Source organism: Peribacillus sp. NPDC096447, assembly GCF_044762725.1.
Classification (GTDB): Bacteria; Bacillota; Bacilli; order Bacillales; family DSM-1321; genus Peribacillus.
Genome location: NZ_JBIWEV010000005.1, coordinates 137,025 through 161,565, shown reverse-complemented (window position 1 = coordinate 161,565; position 24,541 = coordinate 137,025). Strand labels below are relative to the sequence as shown.

Sequence of the window (24,541 nt, the reverse complement as noted above, 5' to 3'; positions counted from 1 at the left end):
CTGCCTTTTTCATTTACGGTCCGAAGAATATGTCCATCCATCTTCCTGGTAAATCTTTTGTTCCTTCATCAGTTTACCGAGAGCACGCTTGAACGCTCCCTTGCTTAAACCGAAGTGAAACTTGATATCATCAGGTGGCGTTTTGTCACCATAAGGCATTGCACCGCCGCGATTCATTAAATAAGTGAAAATGACATCAGCATCCTCCCCCATTAAATCTTGTTTAAAGGGGATTAATGAAACGTTAAGCGTTCCATCTTCTTTACTATCAATGACGCGCCCTTCAACTAATTCACCAAGGCGGGGCTCCTCCTTGCGTTCACTTTCATGAATGAAACAGCGGTATCCTTCTTCTGAAATAAAGAAAGACCCAACCATAAGCAAACGATAAACATTCCCCTTAACACTGGTGTTACGGACTCCTTTTAAAGGAGCTGTCACTGCAATCTCCTGAATTACATCTTCCGTTGCAAGTTTACCAAACAGACGGTCATGACGATCTGTCTTCAGGGATACATATAGACGATCACCAACCTCCGGCCATAAACGATCAATATTCGGAAGGTCGTCCAGGGATACAAGAATATCTTTGGAAAGACCGATGTCCACAAATACACCCAGTTTCCTTTTCACATTGACAACTTCCGCCCAGCCATACTGATCAATCTGGATTTCGGGTATCTTCATAGTCGCTGTTAGCCTTGCTTGTTTGTCATGGTAGATGAACACAGTTACTTCATCGCCAAGCTCAAGTTCCGTTCCTTCACTCATTTCATTATGATGAAGTAAGACATCTTCTGAACCATCCGTTAAAAACCATCCGAAATCAGCCTTACGTTCCACTTCTAACTCTACAGCCATGCCGGCCTGAATTTTTTGCATGTATAAAAATCCTCCTGTAACTTACCTTTACCTACAATTGTACCCAATTATTTATATTTCCAACATATTTGAATTTATCATTTTTTTGTTGATCTGTATACCTATTACGGTTTTTTATTTTTTAACCCTTTTTTCTTCATGGGAATGCCTGCGGAACCAGAATATGCCCTTGTTTACCGTTACTTAATAAAGTATGCATGATCACTTTGGATAATTGGCTCGGTTTATACGGTTTAACTAAATAATCCTTTGCTCCCAAGGAAATTCCCTTCTCCCTTTCGTCAAGTGCGATCGATACAAAAACGGGAATCTCATTCAAGTCAGCGGAACCTTTTAATTCCCACAAGATCGTCCAGCCGCCCATCTCTCCCTCTTCAAGAAGGATACCCAGTACAATGGCATCAGGAGGTGAGCTTTTTAGCTTTTGAAATGCCTTTCTACCACTTTTGAAATAACTGACGTGGAAGCCACGGTCCATCAATTCATATTCTAACAGTTCCGCTAAGTTAATATCATCTTCAATGACCATAATTTCATGGCTCAGTTTTCTTGACTGTCCATCATTGTTATAAATAAAATGTTGCAACCCGTCATTAAAGAGACTACTTGCCCAGATAGGCTTTTAGTAAAGTAAGGATTCAGTTTCATGCAAAATGACCTCTATTTTTTCTATTAATTTTAACGGACTAAATGGTTTGGCCATGAAATAATCCGCACCAGCTTCCAATATCCTTTCTTGTTCAAATTGTTGGCTTTTTGCAGATAACATCAAGATTTTCCCTTGGTTTTTGATTTCAGAGGACTGGATTTTTTCAATGATTTCCAATCCGGTATATCCAGGCATCATTTAATCAAGAATTATAAGATCATACGTATTGCTTTCGAGAAGCTGTACGGCCTCCATTCCATCCGCTGCTTCGTCAACCTCATAGTCTTCATCCTCTAAAGTGTCAACCACGAGCATTCGTAACACTTCCTCATCCTCCGCTAATAAAATACGCTTCATCATTCATCCTCCTAATTAACCTTCTATCGAATGGTGCCTTAACTCCTGGAATGGTTAGACGCCATTCTGCAAATAGAATTCCATCAATACATAACTGAAAATCCGTAGCCATTAATTAACTTCGTCAATAGACGCTCTATTCTAGCCTGGAGTTCCCTAATGCTAAATGGTTACGTTACATAATCATCTGCACCAAGTTTCAATGCATTTGCAATATCATCCGTACTTTTTCTTCCAGTTAGCATTAAAACGGTGAAAAACTCAGCATTACTGCTTTGTTTCACTTTCTGAAGCACTTCAATTCCATCCATGATAGGCATCACTCCATCCAGGATTAAAAAATGCGCTACATCTTCTTTGGCTCGATTGGATTTCAAAAAAGATGGACCATCTTCATACACTGCGATATTCAAATCAAAATGAGGAATCTGAAGCAAATGCAAGGCTTTAGTTAAGATGGTGCGGATAATGATATCATCATCGATAACGGACACATTGAGCGATTTCTTGTTATTTCCCACTTTTTGCATGCTTTCAACTCTTCCACGGCCTGAGCGTTTCGCTTCATATAAAGAAGTGTCAGCTTCCTCCAAAGCCTCCTTGGGCGTAACATTTTCATGTTCGAAGCTTCGTAATTTGTGCCGTAATTTCAGTACTATCCATTTTTTCAACCTCTAACTCCATTTAGGATTTGTCATAAAGTTTACTTATTTACCTGACTATCTTCTAAACCCGCGATTTCAAACTCTGGTATTTCGGTGATATAATTTAATGATCAACTGAAAGGAAAAAGAAATCATTCATGACAAAAAAATTGTATTACACGTCCACCAAGACTTCCCAATGGGATACCAAAATTCGGGAGACCGTTGAAGAAAATGGCTTTTACTATATCACACTTGAAGAAACCGCTTTTTATCCCGAAGGGGGCGGTCAGCCTGCAGATACTGGTAAAATAGAAGGAATCACCGTTCTTGACGTTATAAAAGACAATGATGGAAAGATTCTTCATAAGATGGAGAGACGGCCAGATTCAGAGATCGTTCACTGTGAAATTGATTGGTCCCGCCGCTTCGATCATATGCAACAGCATAGCGGCCAGCATTTACTCTCGGCTGTCTGCCGGGAACTGTTCGACTCTAATACGGTCAGCTTTCACCTTGGGAAGGAATATTTAACGATCGATATAATGACAGGATTTCAATGGACTGAAGTACATACGGCTGCTGCTGAAAAGCTAGTTAATCAATATATTATCGAGAATCGCGAAATTCTTATCTATTACGTGACGAACGAGCAATTACAGACGCTTCCTGTCGTCAAAATGCCTAAAGTTTCAGAGAATATCCGTATTGTTGAGATAGAAGGGATTGAATATAACCCTTGCGGTGGAACCCATGTAGGGCGTACCGGTGAAATTGGCTTAATAAAAATTTTCAAAACGGAGAAGCAGAAAGAACATACCCGTCTCTACTTTAAGTGCGGTTTCAGGGCATTGAACGATTATTCCGAAAGCCTGGGAATTCTTTTGGCATTATCGAATAGATTCAATACCGGGCGTACAGAGATTCTGAATAGGGTGGAGAAACTGGAAAATGACTATAGGCAGCTGTTATCGGCAAATGAAAACTTAAAACTTGAAAATGCAAATTTCCTTGCCGACTCCCTGCTTGCAGAAAATGGAGGAGGATTCATCTCTCGTATTTTCGAAGATAGCTCAATGAAAGAACTGATTTACCTTGCAGGTACGATTGCAAAAAAGGAAAAGGTTACCGTATTATTAGCATCACGTAAGGAGCAAAAGGTCATCCTTTCACACAGTGGAGATACCCCCTTTCATTGCGGACAATATTTTAAAGCGGAACTGGGCTCGTATAACGGAAAAGGCGGAGGGAACGAACAGACTGCACAAGCAGGTTTTGCGTCACAAAATGACTTTATCGCTTTTTACCAATACACAGTTGAAAAATTAGGCCATAATCCTGGTGTATAAAACCGATCCGTAATGATGGCATACGTGATGAACATGGAGATCATGACTTCTCGGAATGAGAAAAGAGAGGACAAATAAAGTCCTCTCTCTTTTTATTCTTCCATTTTCAATTTCCCTAACCCGTGTTCTTCAATATGTAGATGATATTTTTCCTCGAGCTCCATGAGACGGATAAACGCTTCCTCCTGATTATATTCATGGTTTTCCGACTCCTCGCCAAACTCTTTTCTAGCCAAATGATAGGCAAGCTTATCCCTGAACACTCCTTCTTCATACTCATTTATGACTGTTTGAAGTTGATCCTCCAATTCCCGGCTCAAATCATAAATTTCATATTCCTTCTCAAACTGTACTCCTTCCATGCCGAAATCTTTGGCAAAGGAATTGAGATACTGTTCCATCTCACTAAATTCTTCTTTATTATCTTCAGTATCGGAAGCAACCCAATATCCGTACTGAACCATTTTGAATAATGTTTCATACTGTTTCTTGGTAAAATTGATTTTCATTGTCGATACTCCTTTTCCTGTTTCCTTACAACAAAAAGAATAAACCGCAATGGAACGAAAGTCCAATGCGGTTTATCTCAATCCAGTATTTCCGTTACAGAAAAATACGCTGCTTTTTCCGTATCTACTACATAATGGCAATCGCCTTTAACTAAATTATAATAACGATGCTTTTGGATGTTTGAAATCATTTGAGTTGAGTCATCGCCTTCTACCTCATGTTCTAGTTCTTTGCCGCCCGGAAAATAAAAACCAACTTTCAATTTCATCTTTCTCATCCTTCCCTTCGTCTGGTTGAATCACTCTTTTATTTCATATCCTTTCTCATGCAGTTATAAACATAAATAAAATGCTTATTCACTTTTTCCATGATATTCTAGGGAAAAATACGAAAATCAGAAGGTGTTTTTATGAAGATAAGGAAAGCCATGGAACAAGATGTAAGTGGGATAGCAAATGTACATATAAACAGCTGGAAAACGACTTATAAAGGAATCCTCCCAGATCAATATCTGTCTTCCATGAATCTGGAAGCCAAAAAGAAAAACTGGTTAAGAAATTTAAAGATGCTGCATAATGCCACCTTTGTAGCGGAAAACGCCAATGGGGAAATCATCGGTTTCGCTGCCGGCGGCCCTGAACAAACGAATGATCCGCATATTCAAGGCGAAGTATATGCCATTTACTTTTTACAAGAATATCAACGACAGGGACTCGGCCGAAAAATGATAAAAGCGGTCATACATGAGCTTATGAAAATGGAACACCAGAATTTAATAATATGGGCATTAAAGGATAATCCTTCATGCGGTTTTTACAGAGCACTTGGCGGTCAAGTGATAGCTGAAAAAAACGTTAAAATGGCAGGCATCGAGCTTATCGAAGTCGGCTTCGGGTGGGAAGATATTCAGGATATCCTTTTGCATTTGTAAGCATTAGGAGGGTGGTTACTCTCCACCCTCCCCCTCTCATTTCTCGATAAGGAAGGCCTTTTTCTCATTACCTAAAAAATAAAGCCGGTGCAATGGCCTTGTCATTGTTACGTACAGCAATTTGATATCAAGTTCATTTCCATGGCAATACATTTCTTCGAGGGATATTGCAAATACGACATCGAATTCGAGACCCTTGGCTTGATAGGATGGCACAATCAACGTTTTATCTTTTGGGATGTTTCCCGCTTCATCTATTAAATGAAAGCCTTGATGGAATCCACTTAGTTTCTCGTTTGCCAGTTTGCAATCTTTCATCGTTTTGGCAATAACGGCAAACGTTTTAAAACCTTCTCCTTTAAGGGTTGCGATAAGTTCGATCAGCTCTTCTTCCCAACCTTCCTTTTCAATGGAAATGAATTCTGGATCCTTGCCATGACGGACTACAGGTTCAACTTCCGGGAAATCGTATGTTAACAACTGAAGTATTTCATTAGCTTTTTTCATTATTTCAACAGTTGTTCTGTAGCTTTTTTGTAATTCAGTATAAGTCGCCCGAGGGAAAATACGACTGTGAACCTCTTCCCATGTTTGAAGTCCGCGGTATGAATGGATGCCTTGTGCAAGATCGCCTACAAGTGTGAACATATCGGTATCCACTGCCGTCTTTAGTGCCTGTAACTGCATGAAGCTATAATCCTGTGCCTCATCAATGACGACATTTTTTGCTTTGTTTTCTTTATCGACACCAAAAAGCCGCTCATGAAGATATAATAATGCTCCTAGGTCCTCCATCTCGTAACTTTTATCAGAAAAATGTTTTTGATTATACTCACATAAAGCATTGGCATCTTCTACAGTAAGTTTACCGTTACTGTAGGAGGCCAGCCGCTCCGGATCTTGATATAATTCCTGGTAGTATTGGAGAAGGTCCTTATCTTTGAATTGCTTAAAATAGCCTTTTACGGAAAATCGGATTGCCTTTTTGATCTGCCCGATCCTTTCCTCTTTTTTATCGAGGCATTTTGTAACAAATTCCTTGCGTATGACTGGATCGATATTTTTATAGAGAGCCTTCTCAATTTTGGCTTCATAAAAATCAACAGCACGTTCAAGCATTATTTTCTTTTTCAATTTCACTTCATTTTGTAAAATGGCCTTCAGTTTGTCCAGCCTGCTGTATAACGGTAAATACCAATAATCCTCTTCCAATAACCTAATGAACTTCTTGGCGGAATAGAGGCGATATTTATCACAATAAAAATCAGCATCCGGATGAAAACCCCTGAAAATATCCTTTACATATTCGTCCAATATATATTTAAAGGCAGGGGAGCCCTTCAGACCTGATATCCAGACGGCTGAATTAATTTCTTCATCATCCTTTTCCAGCAATCGAGTTAATTTATCATCCGCGATAAGCTTCACTTGCTTTCCTATCGCTGCCTGAACATATTCCGAAAATGTGAATTGTTTTACCTTTTCGACACCCAATTCAGGTAAAGCTTCAGATATGTAATCAATGAAAACCCGGCTCGGAGCAAGAATCATTAATTGACGCGGATCGAACAAGTCTTTATAGTGATAAATGAAATAAGATATCCTATGTAAAGCAATTGTGGTTTTACCACTGCCCGCTGCGCCCTGAACAATGATAGGTTTATTCAAATCTGCCCGAATGATTTTATTTTGTTCTTCCTGGATCGTGGTAATGATATCTGTCAATCGATTGCTTGAACTTTTGGAAAGGGATTCCTGCAACAATTCATCCGTTGTTGTCAAATCAATGTCCCTTATCTCCTCCAGGACACCTTCTTCTATCATTAGCTGTCTTTTTAAAGTGATGTTCCCGCTGAATGTCTCCCCTTCCGCTTCATATTCTATTTCACCAATCCGTCCCTCATAATATAGATTTGCAATCGGTGAACGCCAATCGACGATGATCTGTTCCTGGCTTTCCCTCTGATAAAGCGATGTTTTTCCGAAATAAAGGACTTCGCCTCTATCACCGTCATTCCTTTCAAAATCCACTCTTGCAAAGTAGGGTTTTTTACTTGCTTTGCGTAAACTTTCAAGTTCGGTTTTGGACATCTCAAAAAAGTTGGCCGTCGTCAGCAGCTGTGAATATAAGGCTGATTCAGACCAATCGGCATCGCCAAAAGCTTCTTGCATATTCCTCTGAAATTGATCTTTGCTTGTTTCTGATGTTTTGATGACTACATCGATATAACGTTTCGTAAAATCCAGCCGCTGTCGTTCCTGTTCAAAATCAGGGTGATTACCCAATAAAATCACTTCCCCTTCCTTGTGTATTTTTCAAACTTATTAAAATGCCGATGCTAATACGAAATGGACATTTATACTATCAGAAAAGCCAATGGTTGACAAATCTGGAGACATAGAATTATATAGTTGAAATTTACCATCCCTTATATTTCATATAATTCGAAGAATACACTATATATTCCAGATTGATTTTAGCTATAATATGTTGACTTACGAACTGCTATTGTCATCAATTCTTAACATAAATTACGCTAATTTAATGTTTTATTGGAAACTCACATTATATACTTAAATTACAATTACATAATTTTTTAAGAAAGTGGGTCCTGTCATGGAAATAAATGAAAGACAACCAATGCTATCCCCTAAATTAATCCATGAACTTGAAATTTTATCATCCAAAACAAATATGCCTGTTTCTGAATTATTGGAAATATCTGTTGTATCGCTGCTAGAAAAAGTGAATAATACCAAAGAACTCAATGTTGGACTTAATAATAAGGAAATGATTTTAAGAAATAAAATCATCATTAATCAAAATAAAGAGGTTTTGAATAACAAAAGCACTTGACCATTAGGTTAAGTGCTTTTTGCTTCCTAATTGCCACTGTATTAATGGAATAGATATTCTATCATGGTTTCCAATGTAATATTTATACCTTAAATTGTAATTTACCCGCCAAAAAATCGTATCGGATTTTAAATTGTAGATTTGCATAAAAAAAAGCAGCTATTACACTGCTAATCAATTAATCATGGTTTATTTGATGTCACGTACGTACCTGCTATGAAATCATGTATCGCTCTATGATCTTTTCTAATGCCAACCATGAACGCACTGACAATAAACCCTATCCCAAATGTAATGGCATAAACCAAAGCAGCAACTAAATACCTCAATAGCATTGTACCTATGCCTAATTTTTTTCCGTCCACCCTTACTATGCGTATTCCCATAATCCTTTTACCCACTGTATAGCCATACCATAATATCGGGACAATCAGCATGTAAAGAAAGTTGAAAAACGTTGAAAAGTTTTCATTTTCCCAATCACCGGTAATTAACCCGAAAATAATCGCTAATGGAAAAGACACTATTATGCCATCCAAAAATCCTGCAAAAAGACGTTTCCAAAAGCCTACTGAATCGCTCATATATATCCTCCTTTTGCGTTAGTTACAGTTACCTATATTACCAATAATAAGGTTGGTTCGTAATAGGTCTTTACACCCACAATTTTCTTTAACAAAAAAATAAAACTTACATTATAGGTGACAATTTATAAACAAAATTAAATCTTTGTGTAATTTTTGCTTATAAACGTTTGTTTTTGCTAATCTGCCTTTAATTTTCCTAAGAAATAAGATACAATTTAAATGATGCACAGTTTAAAACATACAAGATCGTAAACTGCTGTTTGTATGAATCAGCGTAAAACTAATGAAACAAAGTGTTGGACACGTTGAAACAAAAGTATTTTGGAGGAATGTAAATAAATGATTACAGTAAATAATGTTGGTTTACGTTATGGCGATCGTAAACTGTTTGAAGATGTTAATATAAAATTCACTCCTGGTAACTGTTATGGCCTGATTGGTGCGAATGGTGCGGGTAAATCCACTTTCTTAAAAATCCTTTCCGGTGAAATTGAAGCTCAATCCGGTGATGTCCATATGGGGCCAGGCGAACGCCTTGCCGTTCTAAAGCAGGATCACTTCGCTTATGAAGAGGAAGAAGTTCTAAAAGTCGTCATTATGGGACATGAAAGATTATATGAAGTCATGCAAGAAAAAGATGCCATTTATATGAAGGAAAACTTCACGGACGAAGACGGAATGAAAGCGGCCGAGCTTGAAGGGGAATTTGCCGAATTAAACGGCTGGGAAGCTGAACCTGAAGCTTCAATCCTCTTAAAAGGCCTTGGCATCTCGGAAGACCTGCATACGAAGAAAATGGCTGAATTGAACGGTGGCGACAAAGTTAAAGTATTGCTTGCCCAGGCATTATTCGGTAAACCGGATGTTCTTTTACTGGATGAGCCTACCAACCACTTGGACTTAAAAGCGATCAAATGGCTGGAAGAATTCTTAATCAACTTTGAAAACACTGTTATCGTAGTTTCTCATGACCGTTACTTCCTTAACAAAGTTTGTACACATATCGCGGATCTTGATTTCGGTAAAATCAAAGTTTATATCGGTAACTATGACTTCTGGTATGAATCAAGCCAGCTTGCCCTTAAACTGACTCAAGATGCCAATAAGAAAAAAGAAGAAAAAATCAAAGAGCTTCAAAATTTCATCGCGCGTTTCAGTGCCAATGCATCGAAATCGAGCCAGGCGACATCCCGTAAGAAATTATTGGACAAAATCAGCTTGGATGATATCGAGCCTTCTTCACGCCGCTATCCATATGTCGGCTTTACTCCTGAACGTGAAATCGGGAACGACCTGCTTCGTGTAGATGGAATCTCGAAAACGATCGATGGCGTAAAAATATTGGATAATGTCAGCTTCACGATGAATAAAGGCGACAAGATTGCATTTGTCGGTAAAGATGAGATTGCTAAAACAACAATGTTCAAAATCTTGGCAGGTGAAATTGAACCGGATAGCGGCTCATTCAAATGGGGCGTTACGACCTCTCAGGCATACTTCCCTAAGGATAATGCTGAATTCTTTGAAGGTGTCGATTTAAATCTTGTCGATTGGCTCCGTCAATATTCTCCTAATGACCAGAGTGAAAGCTTCCTGCGCGGTTTCTTGGGCAGAATGTTATTCTCTGGCGATGAAGTCACGAAAAAGGCAAGTGTACTTTCTGGGGGCGAAAAAGTCCGCTGTATGCTTTCCAAAATGATGTTAAGCGGTTCGAACGTCCTAATGCTTGATGAACCTACTAACCATCTGGACTTAGAGTCGATTACGGCATTGAACAACGGTTTGATCAGCTTTAAAGGATCTATGATCTTCTCTTCTCATGATCATCAGTTCATCCAAACTATAGCGAACCGAATCATTGAACTTACTCCAAAAGGTACAGTCGATAAGCAAATGAGTTATGATGAGTACCTTGAAAATGGCGAATTGCAAAAACAAGTGGCTGAAATGTACAAATAATGCTTTTTGAAAGCACATCCTTATTGGATGTGCTTTTTTCGTTCCCGATTCTTTCTGCCTGCATTTATTTCATACCTTTAATGCATTGAAGGTATAAAAAACACGCTGCAATAAATATAATAATATTCCCTTAAAGATGATCACTGAATAATTTCATCGATAAAAAGGTATATTGGTAAGGAAGGAGTGAGTTAGAATTGGATGGTCATACAGTGAAAAATATTTTTGATGATACAGGATACCTTTTTTTATATGATAAATTCAGTTATCATTTTTATATATCCGGATTGTTCGATGTAGTGGAACAAGAAAAAGTAATCTCGGATTTTTTAAATTCTTATGGCTTCGATGATAAAAATCCTCTCTTTTTTGACGACTTTTCCTTTTACTTTAATTGCTTTCATTATTCCCACCAAAAACAAAGAATGATGAATTACTTGAAAACCGAGTATGACGAACATATTTGTTAAGCATAAAAGGCTAGTTAAAATGATCCTGCCTTTATTTAAACGCGAGCTATTCAAAAAAGGTAAGAGCAAATAAGTGCTCTTACCTTTCTTCATTTTATTCTTCACTGTTCCTCTTCCTTTGCTTCTACCTCTGCTACCCTTTTAATAAATATTATTCGATACCCTGTACTGTTTGAAACAACCTCTAAGAAGTAAGAGCCTAACCCGTATCCCACGTCGTTCAGGTGAAACGGCATTCATCGCAATGGTTTGATACGCAGGTACTAAAATCTGTGTCCTACTCCCATGAAGACAGCAGCTACTTATAAAAAATCTAGTTTATATTTAGTCTTTTTTATATCCTGAAACTTATATATTTGGATACCATTACCAATATAGCATTCTATCGTATTTAAATTCTCCAGCGTTACTCTATTCTCAAATAAAAAATCGATTCATGAGCCGTATGTGATGACGGCATGATTTACCTTTTCTTCACTTTTACTCTTCCTTCGCTGCTGCTATATTCATGTTCACTTTTGCACCAAACCCTTTTTTATAAGCCGCCAATCAATATCCCTCCAGTTCATTTTACTTATTGTCATAGTAGTATCGCTATTTGTTGTTAACAACTCGATAAATTTCATCAAACACTCTTATGTTTTGGAGGGACTCGCAAAGGCGGAGAATACCCCTAGAACAATATATAAATAACCAGTTATCCGATTCTGCAACTTAGAATTTACTTCACTACCCAGAATCCGCTTTCTAATACTTGCTGCAAGAACTGCATACAGACCATCACTAATAAAAGCTAGGATAATAAATATAATTCCTAAAAGTAAAAATTGTATTGTGACTGATCCGGCAGAAGGTGATATGAATTGCGGGAAGAAGGCTAAAAAAAAGAGTGCTGTCTTAGGATTCATTATTTCTACGAGCACTGATTCGTAAAATATCTTTAATAACTTTTTGCGAGGGGCTTTTGGTATTTCTGAAGTCGTTCGATCAGATGTAGAAAATAAAGTCCTACACCCCAGATAGATAAGATAAGCAGCACCCAAGTATTTAACGATATTAAAGGCTGTTGCTGATGTCATAAGGATTGCAGAAACTCCTATTGCTCCAGCTAAAACGTGAACAGAACCACCAAGAGATACACCAAGAACTGATACTATGCCCGCTTTCTTCCCTTGATCTATACTTCTTGCCATAATATACAACACAGCCGGTCCAGGTATTATTAACAATGTAGCAGCAGTAATTACAAATAGCCAAATATTTGAAAACTCCATAAAAAGCAACTCCTTGTTGTATTTTTGCATATGATTTATTGGGCTCCTCCTTGATGGTGAAAGCAAGGTTACACTTTTTTAAGGGTCGCTTTCATCAAGGAGGAGATTTGTTACTCATTTAGAAAAGGAATCTGTTCCAAGAGCTCTTGTCTGTAGGGAATGGTTTTGACTTACCTTTGCTTTCCTTAAAAAATGATAAACACCATTTTTGCTTTCAGGGGTGCCGCCAGCAAACCCTAGTAATATGCCAATCATTCAATTAATCCTTTCCGTTGCTCACGCATCCATTGCGCAACCTGAATTTCCCCTTGTTCATTTGATTTTTCAAGCTCTGTAATAATCGCTTTGTAATCGGTGTCATTACGATTTTGACTCATTTTGGCTGCAGCTTGAATAGATGTGATTTCAATTTCAAAGCCGACTATTCCTTTCATTTCACTCTTAAGCAACTCTGGATCAAACGTTTCCCAGGTCCGACCATTTTCTCGGTGAGACTCATAGTGATTAAGCATAGTATCCAAGGAGGAAATCAGCTCGTCTTCAGTGATTACACGTGCTGATCCATACGCATGTACAGCTAGATAGTCCCATGTAGGAACCTCTTCGCACTGATACCAACTTGATGAAATGTAAGCGTGCTGCCCTTGAAAAATCAGTAACACATCACTATTATTGTCTATAGTTTTTTTCTGCATGTTTCCGTATGCAATGTGCCCAGTCGCATAGATTTTCCCTTCACCTTCCCGAATTTCCAAAGGAATATGCGTAGCTATGGGACGATGTTCATAAACAGTAATCAATAAGGCAAACGGGTTAGACTTCATAATTTGAACTGCCTCTTCATTTTTCATACGATATTGCTTAGGAATGTACACAATAATCATCCTTTCAACCTGTATTTGAGCTTTTAAACATATAAGCATTAAAAATAAATATCCGATAAAAAAATAATATTATACAATTTGACATGAAAAAAGGTACAATAATAAACAAATATACATGTCAGAGGGATTGAAAATGAATAATACCATTTTTACTTTTAATGATAACTCCCCAAAATACAAACAAATCTACGAGAAATTCAAATCATATATTGAACAAGGAGACATTTTGGCGAATGAACAATTACCCTCCATTCGTCAACTTGCAGATTCCTTACATGTAAGCCGCAATACAACTTTACTGGCATATGAACAACTTGTTGCTGAAGGGTATATTCGCGGAGAGGGCAGAAAAGGTTATTTTGCAAATGAGTTAGAACCGCTAATATTTCAGGAGCCATTAATTTCTTATAATAAAAAGCAGACTGAGTCCAAGAAACCTCCGGTAGTTAATTTCAGGGCAGGTGCCGTTGATCAAACACATTTCCCACTGAAAATTTGGAGGAGAATTGCTAATCAAGTATTAACATTGCAGGATAGCTTTCGATACGGGGAACCATTTGGGGAAGAATGCCTGCGCGAACAAATCTCCACATATTTATTCCAATCACGCGGAGTGAAAACAAATGCAAATGCAATTATTATCGGAAGCAGTACCCAACAAATGCTTGTATACCTTGGACATATACTGAAGGATGAATTCCAGAGTATTATAGTTGAAGACCCTGGTTACGACGGTGCTAGGGAAGCTTTTCAATTCCATCGTTTTATGTTGGAAACTTTGCCTGTTTATGAAACAGGTGCTGAACTTTCACAATTAGAACAAATGAAATCACGATTAATCTATGTAACCCCTTCCCATCAAAGTCCAATTGGAGTAAGCATGTCTATTCAACAACGGCAAATGCTTATTCATTGGGTTAACAAGATACGTGGATATATTATCGAAGACGATTATGATAGTGAATTTCGCTATACACAAAAACCATTTCCTGCTCTTGCCTCCATTGATTCAGCAAGAGTCATTTATTTAGGGAATTTCTCGAAGTCCTTTCTTCCAGGAATTCGTTTAAGTTATATGGTCTTGCCACAGCCATTATTAAATCGTTTTAAAAATCAGTTTCTTCATTTTGAAGCTACTACCTCCCTGCTTAGCCAGCTTACAATGGCTAAACTTATGGAAGAGGGAGAATGGAGTCGACATATTAAAAGAATGCGCCTTGTTTATAAAAGAAAAATGCAGCACTTAGTATCCGCATTAAAAGAGCAATTCGCTCAAAATATATCAATTATTGGTGAACAATCTGGTTTGTATGTATTAGTCAAAGTACATCTGAAGCATTCAGAAGAATGGTTAATTCAACAAGCTTCCTTTCATGGCGTTACGGTGTATCCTACGTCCGTCTACTTCATTAAAAATAACAACGACGGACCAATGGTTAAACTAGGTTTCAGTAATCTTTCTGCCAATGAAATTGATGTCGGTGTGAAACTCTTAAAGAAGGCATGGTTAAAAGAATAACTCCACAATTCTTTGAACAAACGAATTGTAGCTTTATTTGGAATGTTTGGTGTTGCAATGATAAATAATCTCTTCATAGGGCCCTTAATTTGAAATCTCTAGCCTTATTAGTTATTGGATTTGGAGCGAGCTTCACATTTTTATCCTATGCAATGGAAACACTTCCTATGGGACACTTATGGAATATGGACCGGAATTGGTGCATTACGCGGCAATATTTAGAATGATTTTATAAGGAGAATCTATAGATTGGAAGAGCAAGTATTTATCGGGAAGGTCGGCATGAAATGTAACGGGGACTATCGTTAATTTTTGTTGCGGCATAGGAAAAGCACCTCCTTTAATTGATGCAAGTATCGTGCCAGGAGCTGCTACGTATTTAATATGCGCTGTTTGAATGGCGGATTACCTTTAACCGTAGTTTACGAGTCACTATCTAACTGTTTAAGCTTAAAGATAAGTTATCCTCTATCCTCCAAAACTCAGTTCGAGTGAGTGGCTAACTCTTAATCGGCGGAAATCCAACCTAGCAGCCGAATCGTTGTGAAATTATCGAAACCAAATCAACCTACTCAACACTTTAACACACTAAATGGAAACTTCAGCTTGTGGGGTCCTGACCTCAATTTTGTATTTTGTTTGGGAAGTATAATTTTCGCCTGCTAAAAGAAGAATATCTCCAAAATCTTCAAACTCAATCGCTCCTGGAGCAGCTTGGGTTTCAAACGTTATTCCGCCGTGTTGAATTAATTTTTCTCCGTGCATAAGTGGCACACCTTTCACAAAGTTTGCAGTGTAAATGACAACCGCAGGCTCTTCTGTGTATACCTCGACTGTTATTTTCTGGTCAGGACTAATTAATTTGGCTGCAGTTTGATGAAGTCCTGAGCACGTAAGGAAGAATGGATGATCGATTCCTTGAACCTTTTTAACTTCTGCGTCAATTGCTTCAAAGGTTGATTTTAATTTCTTGGGTGTTCGAAAATCATAAGGCGTGCCAATTGTGCTTCGCTTTTCCCCAGTTACCGTGGTATCGTCATTTACTGGTGCAAATTCTTCAGAAAAGATTTGTAATAAATGATCATCGATTGGATTGCTGGGATGCCCTGTTAAGTTAAAATAGACGTGATTGGTCGGATTAAAAATTGTGTCTTTATCACTATTTGCTTGATAGCTGACTGACCAAATATTTAAGTTGTCTAATGTATAAGTCACACTTACTTTCAAATTCCCCGGAAAACCATTCTCGCCATCAGGTGAGTGGGTTGAAAAGATGATCGATGCACTTTCGTCCGTCTCCTTCACTTCATAATCCCAGATTTTTTCATCGAATCCAGGGTTGCCACCGTGTAATGTATTCCCTAATTGATTTACAGATGTTTGGTAACGTGATTCACCAATTGAAAATTCGCCATTTTTTATTCTTCCAGCGACTCTTCCTATTGTTGCTCCATAATATGTTTCTTTTTTGTAATCCTCAATCGAGTCAAATCCCAATACGATATTATTACGACACGTTTCCGTTAGGACGAACAGATTGACGATTCTTGCCCCAAAGTTTGTAACTTCCATTCTTACTCCATGATCATTTTCTATTGTAAACAGCAAGACTTCATTTCCAAACGAGCTTTGTGATGTTTTCATTTTTTCGGCTCCTTCCCTATTAAATTCCTTCATATAAATAAAAGCTAAAACACCATGAATTGCACAAAAAGTTCAGCAAACATTTTAATAGTTGAAAAGCCGAAGTAGCAACTTCGGCCTTAAGGAAGGGAATCATATGAGTAAATCAACATGTTCATGATGTGTGTGTAGATCATAATTACAGAAGTATTTTCCCTTTTGACCCCCTGATTTAAAATACATGCTTAACTCTCCTATTTAGGTATAGCTTCTTTGAATTCTGTTCCAAATCTCATAGGTCTAATTTAAGCACTTTTTCCCTTAGCTTGTTTACTTTCTCCAATTTTTTCAATTTCCTCCAAAGTATGACCACGAGTTTCAGGAACGCATGTCCGGATAAATAAAACACCAAGTAAACAAATAGCACCAAAGATTGCAAAAACAGCTTCTTGAGACATCGAAGCGGTCATGATTGGAAATAGCAATCCAACCAAGAAAGAACCAATCCAGTTAAATGATGAAGCTAATCCTGATGCACGCCCGCGAATTACCAGCGGGAAAATTTCTCCAACTATGACCCAAGTTAAAGGAGCCCACGTGAATGAATAAAGTGCTACATAGATACTTAAAAAAACAACCATCATCAGCGGATTTGCATTAGGAATTAATAAATTCAATATTGCCGGCAAAATAAAGGATAGCCCCATAATAGTTCCGCCTATTGTTAATAAAGTACGGCGATTAAATTTATCAGCAATCATAAGGAATATTAATGAACCTAGTACGAGAATAACCCCTTGAATAATTGGCCACATCAATACTGAGCTTGCTTCATGCCCCGTTGCTTTTTCCACAATCATAGGAATATAATAAAAAATTGCGTTTGCGCCCTGGAATTGTTGAAACGCAGCAACACCCACACCAGCAATTACTAAATAACGGTATTTATTACTTAAAAGTGTACCCCATGATGCTTTTTGATTTACCTTTGCTTCCTCTTTAACAGTTTCTTGAATTTGTATTATTTCAGAGTCAATTTGTTCTTTGTTAGAGCGAATAAAGCCCAACACCTTACGAGCTTCATCAATTTTATTGTTCTTAATTAAAAAACGTGGTGATTCGGGTAACCTTGACACTCCAATAAATAAGATCAAAGCAGGTACGGCAGCCAAACTAAGCATCAACCGCCATGCCATAGTTCCTGGTAAGTCTTTCAATAAATAAGCGACAATGTATGAAAGCAACATTCCAGAGACAATCATTGTTTGATTAATTCCTGACAGACGTCCACGTAAACGTGCAGGCGCCATTTCCGACATATAGGCTGGGACCAACGCAGAAGCAGCACCTACAGCCAACCCTAATAAAATCCGGGCAACAATCATAAAAAGGAGCCCATTATGAGGGGATATTCCTGCCAAAATGGAGCCAACAGCAAAAATGATAGAAGATATTAAAATCATTTTGCGCCGTCCTAAACGATCGGAAAGTTGTCCGGCCAGGGCACCTCCAAAAATAGCTCCAAACATCAACGAAGAGGTAATCCAGCCAATAGCACCAGGGTTGTTTTGAAGGTTCCAATCATGTTGCAGAAAAGGCAAAGCACCCGTCATAACGCCGATATCATAACCGAAGAGAATGCCTCCAAAAGCCCCAAAAAAATAAATGAATCCACTTGAGATTTTCTTTCCATTAACCATAAAAATTCCCTCCTCAAGGTTTTAAAATTATTTTTTTAAAAAATCCCACTACTAAAAATATTGATAGCTTTGAAAGAAAATAATACTAGTGTTTTCAAACTACAAATACATGCTAGTAGATTCATCCTAAAAGTTATTTATTAAGATGAATTCTTGGTAGTCATTGCGCTATTAAAACGCTTTCATCTTTTTCCGGAAAACCATGAACACGCTTACGAATAAAGGGATCATACTAATGGTTACTATTTCCAGACCTCTGGAGTACCTATTTTTTCCCTCCTAGGAAGCAGAGCCTCCTTGGAGGGGAGAGACATTACTTAATAACTACGTATTCCAAGCCAACAAGTTTTGCATAGGTTATGATTTGGTCTGTTGTTAAGTTCAATGAAACAACTGTATGGTGACCGCCACCATTCTCCAGCCAAGCTTTCACTCCATCTTGGAAGTTTGGCTTCACTTCCCAAAGCACACGGGCCACTGGAAGGTTTGGTGCTGGAATGGTTGGCTCAAATGCAGAAACTTCATTAATCAAAAGTTTATAGTTTGTACCAAAGTCAGCCACGGAAACAACGACGCCGTCTCCTGCTTTGCCGTCGAATACTAAACGTGCTGGATCTTCACGATCACCTATACCTAATGGAGATACGACGATTTTTGGTTTGTTACTTGCTAATGATGGGTCGACTTCAAGCATATGTGATTGAAGGATTGATTCCTGTCCAGCAGCTAATTCATATGTGTAATCTTCCATAAAGCCAGTTGATTGGTTATGGCTCATCACTTTCAGTAAGCGATCAAGTGCTGCCGTCTTCCAATCTCCTTCACCCGCAAAGCCATATCCTTGTGCCATCAAACGTTGGACGGCAAGACCAGGAAGTTGTTTCATCCCATATAAATCTTCGAAGTTCGTTGTAAAGGCCGTATAACCACCATCATCAAGGAAACGTTTAATCGCAATTTCATAGCTTACCTGTACCTTTACGCTTTTTTCCCAATCTTCCCTACTGTAGGTACCATAATCAAATTCATAAAGGCCTTCGTATTCTGCAAATAAAGCATCAATTTCTTCATCAGTAACCGCATTTACATATTGAACAAGGTCCCCGATTCCAAAATAGTCAACTGTCCACCCAAATTGGATTTGCGCTTCAACCTTATCCCCTTCGGTTACTCCAACGTTTCGCATGTTGTCTCCAAAGCGAGCGATCTTAATGTTGAAGCTTTCGTTATAAGCAACCGCTACGTCCATCCATCGTGCAATTTGCTGTTGCACTTCAGGGCGCTCCCAATAACCTACAACAACTTTATTTTGTTTTTTCAAACGGGCATTGATAAAACCATATTCACGGTCACCATGGGCGGATTGGTTTAGGTTCATAAAGTCCATATCAATCGTTGACCAAGGAATACTTTCATTGAATTGTGTAGCTAAATGAAGCAATGGTTTTTGTAATAATTTTGTTCCACGAATCCACATTTTTGCAGGTGAGAAAGTATGCATCCAAGTGATGACACCGGCAACTTCGTTACGATAATTGACTTCTTTCATGATGCTTGTGATTTTATCTGCACTAACCGCTAAATCTTGCAATACAAGTGGATAAGGTAAAATACCGCTTACATTTAATGCATCAGTTATCGATTGTGCATGCGCCTTGACCTCTGCTAGCGCTTCTTCCCCATATAGATGTTGTGATCCTACGACGAACCAAAATTCCTTTTTATCTGTTGTTAACATAATGAACCTCTTTTCTTAATTCTAATAGTTTGATAATTTGATAGAGTTTATCTTAATTTTGACCGTAATAAGCATATTTTCCATGTTTTCGTAAATAGTGTTTATCCAAAATATTTTGTGGTAATTCCTTTGCAAAATGATTTAATTCCCTTGTGAATAAATTCATTTTCGAAACTTCATCCAACACCACACTATTCATTACGGCGGATTTTGCATCTTTGCCCCAAGTAAACGGACCATGACCATGAAGTAAGACACCAGGAACGGCTAAAATATCTAACCCACGCTCTTCAAATGTTTCGATGATTAACTTCCCAGTCTCCACTTCGTACCCACGATCAATCTCCTCTTGTGTTAGGTAGCGGGCACATGGGACGGATCCGTAAAAAGTGTCTGCATGAGTGGTCCCCATCGCTGGAACATCAAGGCCTGCTTGAGCCCAGATTGTCGCCCAAGTTGAATGAGTATGTACAATGCCCCCGATTTCTTGGTAATACTTATAAAGTACTGCGTGAGTCGCTGTATCTGATGAAGGCCTCAACTCTCCTTCAACAATATTGCCATCTAAATCAACAACGACCATATCACTGGCTTTCATCGTTTCGTAATCAACACCACTAGGTTTGATAACAAATAAACCACTTTCACGATCAATGGCACTTGCATTTCCCCATGTATATTTCACGAGTCCATATTTAGGCAAGTCCAAATTTGCTTGAAATACCTCTTCTTTCAGTTGTTCTAACACGTCAATCCCTCCAGTTTTCCACTCATAACATCAAATTGTCTACAGCGGCCTGCTCAATCACTAAACCCTTCCTGTATCTTTCAATAAATGCTTCAAATCCTTTAACATCTACTTGATCAGGATAAATTTCTTGCCCATCAACCTCTTCGAATACTTTTTTGTCGAGGAAGTCTTCTAAACTTTCTTTTTGATCTTTATTCATCATGTAAGATGCAAGAATCGCCATTCCCCACGCTCCGCCTTCTCCTGCTGTTGACATAACTGATACTGGAGTATTCATTGCAGCGGCAACAATTTTTTGTCCAACAAGAGGGGTTTTAAATAAACCACCGTGAGCCAAAATACGATCAATTGCAACATTTTCTTCCTTTGTCAAAATACCCATCCCGATTTTCAAAGCACCGAAAGCAGTAAAAAGGTGAGTCCGCATGAAGTTTGCTAAATTGAAATGACTCTCAGGCGAGCGAACAAATAATGGTCGCCCTTTTTCTAATCCTGTGATATTTTCACCTGAGAAATAACCGTAGCTAAGCAAACCGCCACCATCTGGATCCGCTTCCAAAGCCTTATTCAACATCACTTCAAATAATTTATTTGTATCAACCTTCTGTCCCATTGCCTCAGAAAATTCACGGAACAATCCCAGCCAAGCATTGAGATCACTTGAACAGTTATTCGCGTGTACCATTCCAACTGGACTTCCGTTTGGTGTAGTTACCAAATCAATTTCTGCATATACTTTTGAAAGTTCTTTCTCTAGTACAATCATGGCAAAAACGGAAGTGCCTACTGAGACGTTGCCGGTACGTTTCCTCACACTATTCGTAGCAACCATTCCAGTTCCAGCATCGCCTTCTGGTGGGCAAATGGGGGTGCCTGGTTGTAAATTTCTTGATCTATCCAGGATTTTCGCTCCAATTTCGGTTAATTCACCCGCTTGCTCGCCTGAAATGTATACTTTAGGCAGAATCTCTTTTAGCCCCCAAGGATAACCTTTCGTCGCAATTAAATCGTCAAACTGCTTGACCATCGATTCATTGTAATCTTGCGTTGATTCATCAATCGGGAACATGCCTGAAGCATCTCCAATGCCAATTGCTTTATTACCAGTCAATAACCAGTGAATGTATCCAGCCAAAGTGGTAATACAATCAATGCGAGGCAAATGTTTTTCTTCATTTAATATTGCTTGATAAAGGTGAGCAATACTCCATCGTTCAGGGATATTAAATTGAAATTGATTAGTTAATTCTTTTGCTGCAACACCAGTTGTTGAGTTACGCCAAGTTCGAAACGGAACAAGCAGCTCCCCTGTAATGTCAAAAGCCATATACCCATGCATCATTGCAGAAAATCCAATAGAACCTATTATTCGAATTGTAATTCCGTAATTTCGTTCAACTTCTTGCTTCATTTCACTATAAGCTGTTTGCAGACCAGTGATTATATCCACTAAGTTGTACGTCCAAATTCCATCTTCCAAGAGGTTCTCCCACTCATAACTTCCAGATGCGATTGTTTCATAACGATTATCAATCAACACAGCTTTAATACGCGTGGATCCAAATTCGATTCCAAGTGAAGTTTCTCCCTTGGTAATCGCTTGTTTAATTTTCAATATATTCGTTTGCACGTTAATCCCCCTTCTGACAGCGCTTTCAACGAAAGGAGGCGCTTAAATTTAGTAACAATCATATTATATTTTTTGTACGTACATTTGTCAACTATAAATATTATTTATACTTACAACTTTCAAGAGAAATCCTCCATCCTCACTTTAAAATTAGTAATAAAGGAATTTAAATGACATAAAACCTAAATGGTAAATAGGGCGAATTTAATTTATGCAAAAATCATAGGTGATTTGTTTTAATTGATTCAAAATTATGTTAAAATATGTCCGCACAAATATTTTATACAACTTAATTAGAATGTAAACAACTATGAAAGAAGTGAGGTTTAATGAAACCAAAGTATCAGGTAATCATTGATGATTTAAAAAATAAAATCCTTACAGGTGAATATAGTGTAGGGGAACAAATTCCCACTGAAACCGCCATGCAAGAAATGTACAACGTTAGCCGGCACACTGTACGAAAGTCCATTTTAGAATTATCGAACGAGGGATTCTTAAGAAGTGAAAAAGGATCTGGCACATATGTTAGTAACCAATATCAATCAAAATCTGGTGGCAATTCCAAAAATAAAACGATCGGTGTAATCACGACCTACATTTCTGATTACATTTTCCCTTCTATTATCCGCGGAATTGAAAGAAGATTGAATGAAGATAATTATTCGTTACTATTAGCAAGTACAAATAATGATGTCGAACAAGAAAAAAAAGCCTTGGAAATGATGTTGTCATTTGGCGTGGATGGTTTGATTATTGAACCTACAAAAAGCAATCTATACAATCCCAACATCGCTTACTACCTATTGTTTAAGGAACAAGAGGTTCCATTCACCATGATTAACGCTTATTATGAAGAATTAGAGGTTCCTTTCTTTTGCCTAGATGATGTGCAGTCAAGCTACCTCGCTACAAAAGAATTGATTTCGAAAGGACACTCCCAAATTGGTCTCATTTCGAAAATGGATGATTTACAAGGAAAGTATCGAATGAAGGGATATATAAAAGCACTTGGAGAAGCCAAATTACGCTTTCAACCAGAGCAATTGCTTTCGTATACTACAGAAACGAAGCTAGACCTATACACGAACTTGAAAGGGTTCCTAAATGAAAATAGAGACGTGTTGACTGCCATTGTTTGCTATAACGACGAGGTAGGGTTGGAAGTAGCGAATGTATGCAGACAACTTGATATTTCTATTCCCGAACAATTATCAATTATTGGCCAGGACAATTCTTATATTGCGAAAAATGCTAATATCCAACTAACGACATTGACACACCCACAAGAACAAATGGGACATGATGCAGCTGATTGGGTCATTAAGAAATTACAAGGAAAGAAGGATTTACCAAACGAAACCTATTATCAACCAGTGTTAATTGAAGGCGAAACTGTCAAAGAGTTAGAAATACAATAATCTTAGTGTGTGACCTATGTGGAGTAGTCAAATGATGTAAACCATTCAGATAAATAAGTACACCGCATTTTGCGGTGTTTTTTATATATACATACAAATAAAGCACCTAAAAGTTGCATAACTAAACCTGTAATACTCCACATAAATAGCCAGAAAACAAAAGGACAATGAGGCATACTATAATGAGTATGGTTTTTCATACTTAATATGGTAGTAAAGTTATCAAAAGATAAAACAAAAATTGGAAACCTTCATTCTCCAAAAGCTCCCTGTGGCGAACAGTCAGAGGTTCTTTCCCTTTTAGAATGATCCGTTGAAGCTCTTTTGGGAATCCCCCTTGGGGTTGACCTAAATACTTTTTTAAATCCTATTCACCACATTCCATAGAAATAGAACCATATTTTTTTTGGGTCACCGCCACCACTTTTAAAGTTCGAAATTAAAAAGAAGTAAAAACCTTTAATCTAGCTGGGAATACAGCCTTATCAATGAATGAAAAAATCATATTGATAAATAAACGAGAGGATATAGATAAATAAAGAAAAAGCTGCCTTATAGATAGCTCCGATCTTCAGCTAACGCACCTATAGTTTAAGTAGAAAGCTTCACAATCTTTCTTCCACCTAATAAAATCCAATCCCTGAAATTTATAGGTATATTATAAAAAGACGCCTTCTTATTAAAGAAAAGCGCCCTATAATGGAATAATTTAGATTTATCCTCGTTTCTAAAAACCCCCTTTTTTCTAGTTCAACTAACGCAGTTTAAGAACCACTATATTTTCTTGTTTTTGAAAAGTTAAAAAT

At 37.9% G+C, this 24,541-nt stretch carries 21 protein-coding genes and 3 pseudogenes; 8 read left to right on the top strand and 16 right to left on the bottom strand.

The annotated features are described in order from the left end of the window. Positions 1-9 precede the first annotated feature (9 nt). The 4 genes and pseudogenes from ACIQZD_RS18100 to ACIQZD_RS18085 all read right to left on the bottom strand — a co-directional run bounded on the left by ACIQZD_RS18100 (position 10) and on the right by ACIQZD_RS18085 (position 2,559). Positions 10-882, bottom strand: a complete 873-nt coding sequence (locus tag ACIQZD_RS18100) for a CvfB family protein (protein WP_402905102.1) — start codon at positions 880-882, stop codon at positions 10-12. 136 nt (positions 883-1,018) lie between these two features. Continuing rightward, positions 1,019-1,411: a response regulator transcription factor gene (locus ACIQZD_RS18095; RefSeq protein ID WP_402905100.1), complete on the bottom strand. Its 393-nt coding sequence runs from the start codon at positions 1,409-1,411 to the stop codon at positions 1,019-1,021. 93 nt (positions 1,412-1,504) lie between these two features. Continuing rightward, a pseudogene (locus ACIQZD_RS18090) lies at positions 1,505-1,888 on the bottom strand (response regulator transcription factor). Between the two features lie 170 nt (positions 1,889-2,058). Then, positions 2,059-2,559 carry a response regulator gene (locus ACIQZD_RS18085; protein WP_402905098.1) on the bottom strand — a complete coding sequence of 167 codons (501 nt, stop codon included), beginning with the start codon at positions 2,557-2,559 and terminating at the stop codon, positions 2,059-2,061. Between the two features lie 131 nt (positions 2,560-2,690). Between ACIQZD_RS18085 and ACIQZD_RS18080 the strand changes: the two genes are divergently transcribed. After that, the gene (locus ACIQZD_RS18080; protein ID WP_402905096.1) at positions 2,691-3,881 is read left to right on the top strand and encodes an alanyl-tRNA editing protein; all 1,191 of its coding nucleotides are present in this window, start codon (positions 2,691-2,693) and stop codon (positions 3,879-3,881) included. A 92-nt stretch (positions 3,882-3,973) separates the two neighbouring features. Here the strand turns inward: ACIQZD_RS18080 and ACIQZD_RS18075 are convergent, their stop codons facing one another. Next, entirely contained in the window at positions 3,974-4,390 is a 417-nt protein-coding gene (locus ACIQZD_RS18075) for a hypothetical protein (protein WP_402905094.1), read from the bottom strand. A gap of 77 nt (positions 4,391-4,467) precedes the next feature. Then, positions 4,468-4,659: a hypothetical protein gene (locus tag ACIQZD_RS18070; protein WP_034307314.1), complete on the bottom strand. Its 192-nt coding sequence runs from the start codon at positions 4,657-4,659 to the stop codon at positions 4,468-4,470. A gap of 141 nt (positions 4,660-4,800) precedes the next feature. On the opposite strand from ACIQZD_RS18070, the gene ACIQZD_RS18065 reads away from it, so the two are divergent. Then, the gene (locus ACIQZD_RS18065; RefSeq protein WP_402905092.1) at positions 4,801-5,322 is read left to right on the top strand and encodes a GNAT family N-acetyltransferase; all 522 of its coding nucleotides are present in this window, start codon (positions 4,801-4,803) and stop codon (positions 5,320-5,322) included. A 36-nt stretch (positions 5,323-5,358) separates the two neighbouring features. Here ACIQZD_RS18065 and ACIQZD_RS18060 read toward each other — a convergent pair whose 3' ends face one another. Beyond that, positions 5,359-7,617 (bottom strand): HelD family protein, encoded by a 2,259-nt coding sequence (locus ACIQZD_RS18060; RefSeq protein WP_402905090.1) that lies wholly within the window; start codon positions 7,615-7,617, stop codon positions 5,359-5,361. Positions 7,618-7,939: 322 nt separating this feature from the next. Here ACIQZD_RS18060 and ACIQZD_RS18055 point away from each other — a divergent pair, with 322 nt between their 5' ends. After that, positions 7,940-8,179, top strand: coding sequence for a hypothetical protein (locus tag ACIQZD_RS18055; protein ID WP_137020786.1), 240 nt, complete (start codon positions 7,940-7,942; stop codon positions 8,177-8,179). A 182-nt stretch (positions 8,180-8,361) separates the two neighbouring features. On the opposite strand, the gene ACIQZD_RS18050 is transcribed toward ACIQZD_RS18055, so the two are convergent. Continuing rightward, positions 8,362-8,763: an RDD family protein gene (locus ACIQZD_RS18050; protein WP_402905087.1), complete on the bottom strand. Its 402-nt coding sequence runs from the start codon at positions 8,761-8,763 to the stop codon at positions 8,362-8,364. A gap of 342 nt (positions 8,764-9,105) precedes the next feature. Between ACIQZD_RS18050 and ACIQZD_RS18045 the strand changes: the two genes are divergently transcribed. Both ACIQZD_RS18045 and ACIQZD_RS18040 read left to right on the top strand, forming a co-directional pair. Continuing rightward, positions 9,106-10,725 carry an ABC-F family ATP-binding cassette domain-containing protein gene (locus ACIQZD_RS18045; protein WP_402905085.1) on the top strand — a complete coding sequence of 540 codons (1,620 nt, stop codon included), beginning with the start codon at positions 9,106-9,108 and terminating at the stop codon, positions 10,723-10,725. Between the two features lie 197 nt (positions 10,726-10,922). Then, entirely contained in the window at positions 10,923-11,195 is a 273-nt protein-coding gene (locus ACIQZD_RS18040; protein WP_402905084.1) for a hypothetical protein, read from the top strand. A 635-nt stretch (positions 11,196-11,830) separates the two neighbouring features. On the opposite strand, the gene ACIQZD_RS18035 is transcribed toward ACIQZD_RS18040, so the two are convergent. Beyond that, positions 11,831-12,469 (bottom strand): LysE family translocator, encoded by a 639-nt coding sequence (locus ACIQZD_RS18035; protein ID WP_402905082.1) that lies wholly within the window; start codon positions 12,467-12,469, stop codon positions 11,831-11,833. A gap of 251 nt (positions 12,470-12,720) precedes the next feature. Continuing rightward, a complete protein-coding gene (locus ACIQZD_RS18030) occupies positions 12,721-13,353 on the bottom strand; it encodes an FMN-binding negative transcriptional regulator (RefSeq protein ID WP_402905080.1) in 633 nt (210 codons plus the stop codon). Positions 13,354-13,486: 133 nt separating this feature from the next. Between ACIQZD_RS18030 and pdxR the strand changes: the two genes are divergently transcribed. Continuing rightward, positions 13,487-14,872 carry a MocR-like pyridoxine biosynthesis transcription factor PdxR gene (gene pdxR / locus ACIQZD_RS18025; RefSeq protein WP_402905078.1) on the top strand — a complete coding sequence of 462 codons (1,386 nt, stop codon included), beginning with the start codon at positions 13,487-13,489 and terminating at the stop codon, positions 14,870-14,872. A gap of 42 nt (positions 14,873-14,914) precedes the next feature. After that, positions 14,915-15,091: pseudogene (locus ACIQZD_RS18020) on the top strand (SMR family transporter); the annotation flags it as partial. 369 nt (positions 15,092-15,460) lie between these two features. Here ACIQZD_RS18020 and ACIQZD_RS18015 read toward each other — a convergent pair. From ACIQZD_RS18015 to ACIQZD_RS17995, 5 genes are all read right to left on the bottom strand, one after another. Further along, a complete protein-coding gene (locus tag ACIQZD_RS18015; RefSeq protein WP_402905076.1) occupies positions 15,461-16,516 on the bottom strand; it encodes an aldose epimerase family protein in 1,056 nt (351 codons plus the stop codon). Between the two features lie 284 nt (positions 16,517-16,800). Beyond that, positions 16,801-18,195: a sugar porter family MFS transporter gene (locus ACIQZD_RS18010; RefSeq protein WP_402905074.1), complete on the bottom strand. Its 1,395-nt coding sequence runs from the start codon at positions 18,193-18,195 to the stop codon at positions 16,801-16,803. 313 nt (positions 18,196-18,508) lie between these two features. Continuing rightward, entirely contained in the window at positions 18,509-19,933 is a 1,425-nt protein-coding gene (araA, locus tag ACIQZD_RS18005; RefSeq protein WP_402905072.1) for an L-arabinose isomerase, read from the bottom strand. 52 nt (positions 19,934-19,985) lie between these two features. Beyond that, positions 19,986-20,681, bottom strand: a complete 696-nt coding sequence (locus ACIQZD_RS18000) for an L-ribulose-5-phosphate 4-epimerase (protein WP_402905070.1) — start codon at positions 20,679-20,681, stop codon at positions 19,986-19,988. A 22-nt stretch (positions 20,682-20,703) separates the two neighbouring features. Continuing rightward, positions 20,704-22,314, bottom strand: coding sequence for a xylulokinase (locus ACIQZD_RS17995; RefSeq protein ID WP_402905068.1), 1,611 nt, complete (start codon positions 22,312-22,314; stop codon positions 20,704-20,706). Between the two features lie 329 nt (positions 22,315-22,643). Here ACIQZD_RS17995 and ACIQZD_RS17990 point away from each other — a divergent pair, with 329 nt between their 5' ends. Continuing rightward, positions 22,644-23,735, top strand: a complete 1,092-nt coding sequence (locus ACIQZD_RS17990) for a GntR family transcriptional regulator (RefSeq protein WP_402905066.1) — start codon at positions 22,644-22,646, stop codon at positions 23,733-23,735. A 235-nt stretch (positions 23,736-23,970) separates the two neighbouring features. Here the strand turns inward: ACIQZD_RS17990 and ACIQZD_RS17985 are convergent. Further along, a pseudogene (locus tag ACIQZD_RS17985) lies at positions 23,971-24,087 on the bottom strand (hypothetical protein); the annotation flags it as partial. Between the last annotated feature and the right edge of the window lie 454 nt (positions 24,088-24,541).

Excerpts from the sequence above, each read along its gene's own strand:
- ACIQZD_RS18035 (WP_402905082.1), bottom strand. The coding sequence starts at position 12,469 with ATGGAGTTTTCAAATATTTGGCTATTTGTAATTACTGCTGCTACATTG.
- pdxR (WP_402905078.1), top strand. The coding sequence starts at position 13,487 with ATGAATAATACCATTTTTACTTTTAATGATAACTCCCCAAAATACAAA.
- ACIQZD_RS18010 (WP_402905074.1), bottom strand. The coding sequence starts at position 18,195 with ATGGTTAATGGAAAGAAAATCTCAAGTGGATTCATTTATTTTTTTGGG.
- ACIQZD_RS18075 (WP_402905094.1), bottom strand. The coding sequence starts at position 4,390 with ATGAAAATCAATTTTACCAAGAAACAGTATGAAACATTATTCAAAATG.
- ACIQZD_RS18055 (WP_137020786.1), top strand. The coding sequence starts at position 7,940 with ATGGAAATAAATGAAAGACAACCAATGCTATCCCCTAAATTAATCCAT.
- ACIQZD_RS18015 (WP_402905076.1), bottom strand. The coding sequence starts at position 16,516 with ATGAAAACATCACAAAGCTCGTTTGGAAATGAAGTCTTGCTGTTTACA.
- ACIQZD_RS18070 (WP_034307314.1), bottom strand. The coding sequence starts at position 4,659 with ATGAAATTGAAAGTTGGTTTTTATTTTCCGGGCGGCAAAGAACTAGAA.
- ACIQZD_RS18050 (WP_402905087.1), bottom strand. The coding sequence starts at position 8,763 with ATGAGCGATTCAGTAGGCTTTTGGAAACGTCTTTTTGCAGGATTTTTG.
- ACIQZD_RS18100 (WP_402905102.1), bottom strand. The coding sequence starts at position 882 with ATGCAAAAAATTCAGGCCGGCATGGCTGTAGAGTTAGAAGTGGAACGT.
- ACIQZD_RS18065 (WP_402905092.1), top strand. The coding sequence starts at position 4,801 with ATGAAGATAAGGAAAGCCATGGAACAAGATGTAAGTGGGATAGCAAAT.
- ACIQZD_RS18080 (WP_402905096.1), top strand. The coding sequence starts at position 2,691 with ATGACAAAAAAATTGTATTACACGTCCACCAAGACTTCCCAATGGGAT.
- araA (WP_402905072.1), bottom strand. The coding sequence starts at position 19,933 with ATGTTAACAACAGATAAAAAGGAATTTTGGTTCGTCGTAGGATCACAA.
- ACIQZD_RS18095 (WP_402905100.1), bottom strand. The coding sequence starts at position 1,411 with ATGGTCATTGAAGATGATATTAACTTAGCGGAACTGTTAGAATATGAA.
- ACIQZD_RS18030 (WP_402905080.1), bottom strand. The coding sequence starts at position 13,353 with ATGATTATTGTGTACATTCCTAAGCAATATCGTATGAAAAATGAAGAG.
- ACIQZD_RS17990 (WP_402905066.1), top strand. The coding sequence starts at position 22,644 with ATGAAACCAAAGTATCAGGTAATCATTGATGATTTAAAAAATAAAATC.
- ACIQZD_RS18045 (WP_402905085.1), top strand. The coding sequence starts at position 9,106 with ATGATTACAGTAAATAATGTTGGTTTACGTTATGGCGATCGTAAACTG.